This is a genomic window from Trebonia sp. (assembly GCF_049794275.1).
Lineage (GTDB): Bacteria > Actinomycetota > Actinomycetes > Streptosporangiales > Streptosporangiaceae > Trebonia.
The window spans coordinates 1-7796 of the sequence record NZ_JBARCR010001106.1 but is presented as its reverse complement, the minus strand read 5'-3'; the positions used below and the strand labels follow the sequence as shown (position 1 = coordinate 7796).

Genomic DNA, 7796 nt, shown 5'->3' with positions numbered 1-7796 from the left:
GTCCGACACGAGGCCGTCAGACGCGCCGCCGCTCGCCGCGCCGCTGCCCGCGGAGCTGCTGCCGGCGGAGTCACCGCCAGCGGAGTCGCCGCCCAGGGAGACCGCGGAGAGCCTCACCAGCGACGTGCTGCTGCCTGGCAAGAGAGCCGCCCCTGGCGTGGGCTGGCGGCGGACGATCTACCGGGCGTCCGGCGGGCTGATCCGCGTCGGCGAGTCGGCCGCGGACCTGCGGCGCCGCGACCTGGTCAGCCGGGTGCGCACCCCGGTGGCAGGCGGTCACCACCGGGTTGCCGTGATGAGCCTCAAGGGCGGCGTCGGCAAGACGACGGCCGCCGTCGGTCTCGGCTCCACGCTTGCGTCGCTGCGCGGTGACCGGGTGATCGCGGTGGACGGCAACCCGGACAGGGGCACGCTCTCGGACAAGGTCCAGCTGGAAACCTCGGCCACGATCCGCGACCTGCTGAACGAGCGCGCCCAGGTCAGCAGGTACGCGGACGTCAGGGCGTACACCTCCCAGGCGTCCAGCAGGCTGGAGATCCTCGCGTCCGACCGTGATCCCGGCGTCTCTGTGGCGTTCAGCGCGGATGACTACCGCGCGGTGGCCCGGGTCTTGGAGCACTACTACTCCATCTGCATCACGGACTGCGGCACGGGCCTGCTGCACTCCGCCATGGCGGGGATCCTCGAGCTGGCGGACCAGATCGTCCTGGTGAGCTCCCCGTCCGTGGACGGCGCGCGCAGCGCGAGTGCCACCCTCGACTGGCTGGAGGCGCACTCGTACGGCGACCTGGTTCGCAATGCCGTCGTGGTGCTGTCGATGATCCGCCCGAAGAGCAAGAGCACGGTGGACCTCGACCGCCTCGAGGGGCACTTCGCGGCCCGCTGCCGGGCCGTGATCCGCGTGCCCTACGACCCGCACCTCGAAGAGGGCGCCGAGGTCGAGCTGGACATGCTCAACTCCGACACCGCGGACGCGTACCTCGCCCTGGCGGCGACCGTCGGCGACGGCTTCGCGGTGCCCCGCGGACAGGTCTCCTGGCTCACGTCAGCGGCCCCGTTCGCGTAAGGTTGGTGCACACTGGAGGGCTCGCCTAGTGGCCGATGGCGGCAGTCTTGAAAACTGCTAGGTTGGGTGACCGACCTCGTGGGTTCGAATCCCACGCCCTCCGCTCGCCAGCAGCCGGGCCAGCCGCCTGACTGGAGTAACGTGACGGGCCCGCTGACGCATCGTGGTGCGCACCCGCTGAGCCTCAAGGAGCAGCCGGCCGCGCTCGCCCGCTCGGCGCGCGTCGTCTTGGCGCGCTTTCATTACGTACTCGGAGATGATTGAGTGCATCGCCGCCCCCCGTGAGTTTGCCGTTGGTGTGATCGTCGGCGCCAACGGCGGGGGACCGCCATACGACCTTTCTCGTATCCTTGATTCAAGCCGCGCTGGCTGGAGGCTTCATGGATACGGCAGCTGCGTTGTTCCAGTTCGTAGGCGCCTTGCGTCAGGCGCAGCACTGCGACGGCCATGTGCTGCAAGCGGATGGTGTAGCCGAGGCCTTGCAGCGGATTGTCCCGGCCGAAGAGGCGACGCTCAACGAGCACGACACGCGGCATCAGCAATCCGAGCTGGTCGAACTGCTCGACTGCGAAGATCCCGGGGATTCACCCGGGCCGTTCTGGGATCATTTCCCAGGTACGGTCGCGTGCTCCTACACCGAGCACCACCCGAGGCTGCGGCTGGAGGTGATGCGCACTAGTGACTTCTACACCGACCGCGAATGGCACTCCACCGGGATGTACGCCGAGTGCTTCAGCCCAGCCCGTCTCGACCAGGTGCTGATCATCCCCCTCCCGGGACCGCCAGGCATCGCCCGTCGGCTGGGCTTCATCCGGTCACCCGGCCGGAGGTTCTCCGATGCCGAGCGCGACGCCGCGGTGCTGCTGCAGCCGCACATAACCGAAGCGCTGCGCCTGCAGGCCCGCCGGGCCGCCGCCCAGATGCTGACCGCCCGCCAGCTTCAGCTGCTCCGGATGGTTGCCCTCGGCCATGACAACAGCGCGATCGCCCGCGAGTTGCTGGTCTCACCCCTTACCGTGCGCAAGCATCTGGAGAACATCAACATAAGGCTGGGGGTCACCAGTCGTACCGCTGCGGCGGCCAGGGCCTTCCCTGATATCACCTGGTCCTAGCATCGCGTCTGACGCCTAGTTCCGCACCCGCGGGGTAGCGTGGCTGGGATGCCTGTGCTTGTGGGTACCTCTGGGTGGCAGTACCGGCACTGGCGCGGCGGGTTCTACCCGCAGGATGTCCCGCAGCGCCGGTGGCTGGAGTACTACGCGGGGCAGTTCCCCACGGTCGAGAACAACGGCACGTTCTACCGGCTGCCTGCCCGCGCGACGTTTGAGCAGTGGCGGGCGCGGACCCCGGACGGCTTCGTGATGGCCGTGAAGGCCAGCCGCTACCTCACCCACATTCGCCGGCTGCGCGACCCGGCCGAGCCGGTCCGCCGGATGCTCGACGCGTTCGCAGGACTCGGGGACCGGCTGGGCCCGGTGCTGATCCAGCTCCCGCCCACCATGAAGGCCGACCCCGGGCTACTCGACGGCACGCTCAGCCAATTCCCGCCCGCGATGCGGGTCGCCGTCGAGCCGCGGGACGCGTCGTGGTGGACGGACGAGATCAAGGACGTGCTGACCGCCCGCGGGGCGGCGCTGTGCTGGGCGGACCGCGCCGACGAGCCGGTGACCCCGCTGTGGCGCACCGCCGACTGGGGGTACCTGCGCTTCCACGAGGGCACCGCCGACCCGTGGCCCCGGTACACGGACCAGGCCCTCCAGACCTGGGCGGACCGCGTGGCATCGACGTGGTCGGGGTCGGCCCCTGTGTACGCCTACTTCAACAACGACCAGAACGGCGCCGCCGTCATCGACGTGGCCCGCTTCGCCCAGCTGACCATGATCACGTAAGAAAAGTATTCTATACACGCACTTTTCTTTCGTGATCATGAAATGCCGGTTCGATAGCCGACCGAGCTGCCGCGCGGCGCCTCGTGACGCCGGACGCGGCTACGACAGGGCGTAGCGGTACTCTCGTCCTCATGGGAAGTGACCAGCTGCCGCCGTTCAGCTGGACCGAAGCGGCCAGCAACTGGCAGTTCGCGCCGGTCGTCACCGTCGTCACCGCGGTCGTGGCGGCGCTGTACTTGTGGGGCGCCGTGCGCGTCGCCCGCCGGCATCCCGCCCGGCCCTGGTCGGTGCTGCGCACCGCCTCGTTCCTCTGCGGCCTGCTAGTCGTGGTCCTGGCGACGCAGAGCGGCATCGGCACGTACGACGACACGCTGTTCTGGGATCACATGATCCAGCACGTGATGCTGATCATGATCGCGCCGCCGCTGCTTGTCGCCGGGGAGCCCATCACCCTGCTGCTGCACGCCAGCAGGAACCCGCTGCACACAGGGGTGAAGAAGTTCCTCAGGTCCTGGCCGGTGCACTGGCTGACCTGGCCGGTGTTCGGCGTGGTCGCGTACTCGGCAACGATCGTGGGGACGCACCTGACGAGCTTCATGAACGTCGTGGAGACCAACGACGCGGTGCACAACGCCGAGCACGTGCTGTACCTCGTCGTGGGCTACCTGTACTTCCTGCCGCTGGTCGGCCGCGAGCCCATCGGTTGGAAGGTGTCGTACCCGCTGCGGCTGTTCCTGCTGTTCATCGTCATGCCGGTGGACGCGTTCACCGGCGTCGTGCTCGGCTCCGAGTCCTCGCCCCCGTTCACCTCGTCGGAGCCGCGCTCGTGGGGGCCGTCCACGCTCGAGGACGTGCACATGGGCGGCGCGGTCATGTGGATCGGCGGGGCCGCGGTCATGTTCGTGCTGATCATGCTGACGTTCTTCGCCTGGAGCAGGGAGCGCCGCCCGTCCGCCGGCATGGGCTGGCTGGAGACGGCGCGCCGGGTGAACCTGGCCGACCGGTTCGCCGAGGGCGCCGGAGGTGCCGCGGGCGCTGCCGGCGCCGCGCCAGGAGCACGGCCGGCGCCGAGAATCGTCAACGTGGACGAGGACGACGAACAGCTCGCTGCGTACAACGCTTATCTCGCCCGTATTAACGGCCCGGCCAGCGGCGACGCGGGCAGTTCCTGATCACAGTGACCTAGATCACATCAATCCGATTGCCGCATGTGGCGAGCGATTAGGCATGCTTCCGCTGCGAAATACGAGTTTTGGCATGCGAGCGCGCCGGGCCCGGACGACGATGTTGACTAGGTGCTGGGGGCGAGGCATGAGAGGCAAGCGGCATTGACCAGCAACACGAGTAAGGCGGACAGCCAATACGTCACGGACGCGCTCACGATCGAAGATGAGTACGAGTCCGAACTCGCTGCGGTGCAGGTCGCGCTCGAAAGGTTCGAGGTGGCGCCGCACGAGTACGCGGAACGTCGCGCCGAGATAGCCGCGCGCGCCTATCTGAGGCTTGCCGAGGCACACCAGCGCTTCCTCGGCCGGAATAACTAGGCGCGACACGCCGGTAGCAGTGTCTACGGAAATCTACGGTTCTCGCTAGAGGAGGCCATAGAGTCCGATTCGTGGACCCTGTGCGAAACCCTTACGCGCCCGGCGCCGGGCAGCGCCCGCCAGAACTCGCCGGGCGGGAGCGGGAGATAAGCCAGTTCGAGGTCGTGCTCGAGCGGGTCGCGAGGGCTCGTCCTGAGCGCAGCATGGTGCTCACCGGGCTGCGCGGCGTGGGGAAGACCGTGCTGCTCAACACGTTCAGGTCGATGGCCTTGCAGCGGCTGTGGGGAACCGGCAAGCTCGAGGCCCGGCCGGACCAGTCCATCAGGCGCCCGGTCGCGAGCGCGCTGCACATGGCGGTCAGGGAACTCGCCCCCAGGCACCGTGCCCCGGACCGGATCGATGACTTCCTCAGCGTGCTCAAGGCGTTCGCGCTCCGCGACCCGAAGGCGCCCAAGGGCTCCTCGGTCACGGCGCAGTTCGGCATCGACGTCCCCGCGGCCCGCGGGCGGGCCGATTCCGGCGACCTCGAGGTGGACCTGACCGAGCTGTTCACCGACGCCGCCTCGGTCGCGGCCGACCTGGGCGTCGGCATCGCGCTGTTCGTCGACGAGATGCAGGACGTGCCGGCCCAGGACGTGTCGGCGCTGTGCGCCGCCTGCCACGAGCTGTCTCAGGTAGGCGGGCCGCTCATCGTCGTTGGCGCGGGTCTCCCGCATCTGCCCTCGGTGCTTTCGGCGAGCAAGAGTTATTCTGAACGGCTCTTTCGCTACGCCCGCATCGACAGGCTCGACCGGGAAGCGGCAGACCAGGCACTGATCGCGCCCGCGGAGCGAGAAGACGTGATCTTCAAGCAGGAGGCGCTCGACGCGCTGTACGAGGCGGCCGACGGATACCCCTACTTCGTCCAGGCCTACGGCAAGGTGACCTGGGACGTCGCCGCGGGAAGCCCCGTCACCGCGGCGGACGTCGCCGTCGCGGCGCCGGAGGCGGAAGGCGAGCTCGCCGTCGGCTTCTTCGGCAGCAGGTACGAGCGGGCGACGCCGGCCGAACGGGAGTACATGCGCGCCATGGCCTTGATCGGCGACGATCCGGTGCCCACCTCAAACGTCGCGGATGAGCTCGGGCGCAAGCCGTCAAGCCTCTCCCCGGCCAGGGACGGCCTGATCAAGAAGGGGCTCATCTACAGCTCGGAACGCGGGCTGATCGCGTTCACCGTGCCGCACTTCGGCAAGTTCCTGCGCAGCCAGCCGGCCTGAGCAGTCACCACGGGCCCGTTCGGTAAATATTCTCTTTATTCGCCACTATTGGATCTTTCCTATAGCCGCCTAGAGAACCGCAGAATCTTCGGGGGCGGACGCCGGGCTTGGCGCGGGCGGTTCGTGGTGATAATCCCCGTAACTGGAGGGTTACGTGCTGCCTGTCCCGCGTGGCACTATCACCGTCAGGGACTTGACGAGGAGGTGCGGCCGTGGAAAGCACGATGATGGACATCCCGCTGACGGTCACGTCGATCATGCGCTACGGCACGACTGCGTTCGCAGGTAAGGAAGTTGTCACATGCACCGGGGACGCACCGCCAAGACGGCGGACGTACGCGGCCCTCGGCGAGCGGACGGCGCGGCTGGCGAATGCGCTGCGCTCGCTCGGCGTTGACGGTGACCAGCGCGTGGGCACGTTCATGTGGAACAACGCTGAGCACCTCGAGGCGTACTACGCCATCCCGTCGATGGGCGCGGTGCTGCACACGCTGAACATCCGGCTGTCCCCTGACCAGGTGGGCTATATCGCCACGCACGCGGGGGACCACGCGGTGATCGTGGACGCCTCGCTGGTACCGCTGTTCGCCAAGGTGCTGCCGCTCGCGGACACCGTAAAGCACGTGATCGTCTCCGGTCCCGCGGACGCTGCCGCGGTGCGGTCCCTCGCCGAGTCCGGCCGGGCGGTGCACTTGTATGAGGAACTGCTCGACGACGCGCCAGCCTCCTTCGACTGGCCGGATCTTGACGAGCGGTCCGCCGCGGCGATGTGCTACACGAGCGGCACGACCGGGCTGCCGAAAGGCGTGGTCTACAGCCACCGGTCCATGTACCTGCACTCCATGGGTGCCTGCCTGGGCAACGCGTTCGCGATGTCCGAACAGGACCGCATCCTGCCCGTCGTCCCGCAGTTCCACGCCAACGCGTGGGGCCTCGCGTACGCGGCGCTGATGTCCGGCGCTGACCTGGTGATGCCCGACCGGTACATGACGCCGGCCGCCATCGTCGGCCTGATCGAGAACGAGAAGGTGACGGTCGGCGCCGGCGTGCCGACGATCTGGCAGGGCGTGCTCGCGCACCTGCGCGCCGTCGGCGGCGACATCTCCTCGCTGCGGACCCTGGTCTGCGGCGGATCGGCCCTGCCTGAGAGCGTGATGCGCGCGTACGCCGACGAGTTCGGCTTGGTCATGACCCACGCATGGGGGATGACCGAGACGTCGCCGCTCGGCTCGATCGCCCACGAGCCCGCCGGCGTCACGGGGGAGGCGGTGTGGGAGTACCGGACGTCGCAGGGACGCTTGTTCTGCACCATCGAGGGACGGCTAGGCGGGGACGACGGTGAGATTCTGCCGTCGGACGGGAAGACCGCGGGCGAAATCGAGGTCCGCGGGCCCTGGGTCACTGGGTCCTACTACCGGGACAGCGCGCCGGAGAAGTTTCACGACGGCTGGCTGCGCACCGGCGACGTTGGCACGCTAGACGCGGCAGGCTTCGTCAGGCTCACCGACCGGGCCAAGGACGTGATCAAGTCCGGCGGCGAGTGGATCTCCTCCATGGAGCTCGAGAACCTGCTGATGGCCCACCCGTCCGTCGCCGAGGCGGCCGTGATCGGGGTGCCGGACGAGAAGTGGGGCGAGCGACCGCTCGCCGCGGTGGTCCTGCGCCAGGACGCCGGCCCGGTCACGCCCGACGAGCTGCGGGCGTTCCTCAGCGACCGGATACCGCGATGGCAGCTGCCAGAACGGTGGTCCTTTATCGACGAGGTGCCGAAGACCTCGGTGGGCAAGTTCAAGAAGACCACGCTGCGCGAACAGTACGCGGCGGGCCAGCTCGATGTGATCAAGCTGGCGCCGGCCCCGCACTGAACCCGCGGCCAACGGCACCGGCCATCGGCGGGGTTCGCTTTGCCGACGGTGGCCGGATGCCGGTACGCTGTTCGGCACTGCGCCTCATCGGTTTCGGCCGTCCACGGCGCGGTTGGAGGCTTCGCCTAGTCCGGTCTATGGCGCCGCACTGCTAATGCGGTTGGGGTTTACGCCCC

Annotated in this window: 7 protein-coding genes and 1 tRNA gene; all 8 read left to right on the top strand. The window is 68.5% G+C overall.

Annotation, left to right across the window (positions count from 1 at the left end):
• A partial coding sequence (locus WA805_RS27530; protein WP_425239557.1) for an AAA family ATPase occupies nt 1-1066 on the top strand: 1066 nt, incomplete at its 5' end.
• A 14-nt stretch (nt 1067-1080) separates the two neighbouring features.
• Nucleotides 1081-1169: transfer RNA gene (locus WA805_RS27525), tRNA-Ser, on the top strand.
• A 277-nt stretch (nt 1170-1446) separates the two neighbouring features.
• Entirely contained in the window at nt 1447-2178 is a 732-nt protein-coding gene (locus WA805_RS27520) for a response regulator transcription factor (RefSeq protein WP_422272075.1), read from the top strand.
• A gap of 48 nt (nt 2179-2226) precedes the next feature.
• Complete coding sequence (locus tag WA805_RS27515) at nt 2227-2955, top strand: DUF72 domain-containing protein (protein WP_422290126.1); 729 nt, start codon at nt 2227-2229, stop codon at nt 2953-2955.
• Between the two features lie 131 nt (nt 2956-3086).
• Nucleotides 3087-4127 carry a cytochrome c oxidase assembly protein gene (locus WA805_RS27510; protein WP_425243792.1) on the top strand — a complete coding sequence of 347 codons (1041 nt, stop codon included), beginning with the start codon at nt 3087-3089 and terminating at the stop codon, nt 4125-4127.
• Nucleotides 4128-4283: 156 nt separating this feature from the next.
• Nucleotides 4284-4499 carry a hypothetical protein gene (locus WA805_RS27505; RefSeq protein ID WP_422272081.1) on the top strand — a complete coding sequence of 72 codons (216 nt, stop codon included), beginning with the start codon at nt 4284-4286 and terminating at the stop codon, nt 4497-4499.
• 71 nt (nt 4500-4570) lie between these two features.
• Nucleotides 4571-5755 (top strand): ATP-binding protein, encoded by a 1185-nt coding sequence (locus WA805_RS27500; RefSeq protein ID WP_425243791.1) that lies wholly within the window; start codon nt 4571-4573, stop codon nt 5753-5755.
• 212 nt (nt 5756-5967) lie between these two features.
• A complete protein-coding gene (locus WA805_RS27495) occupies nt 5968-7620 on the top strand; it encodes a long-chain fatty acid--CoA ligase (RefSeq protein WP_425243790.1) in 1653 nt (550 codons plus the stop codon).
• Nucleotides 7621-7796: the final 176 nt, after the last annotated feature.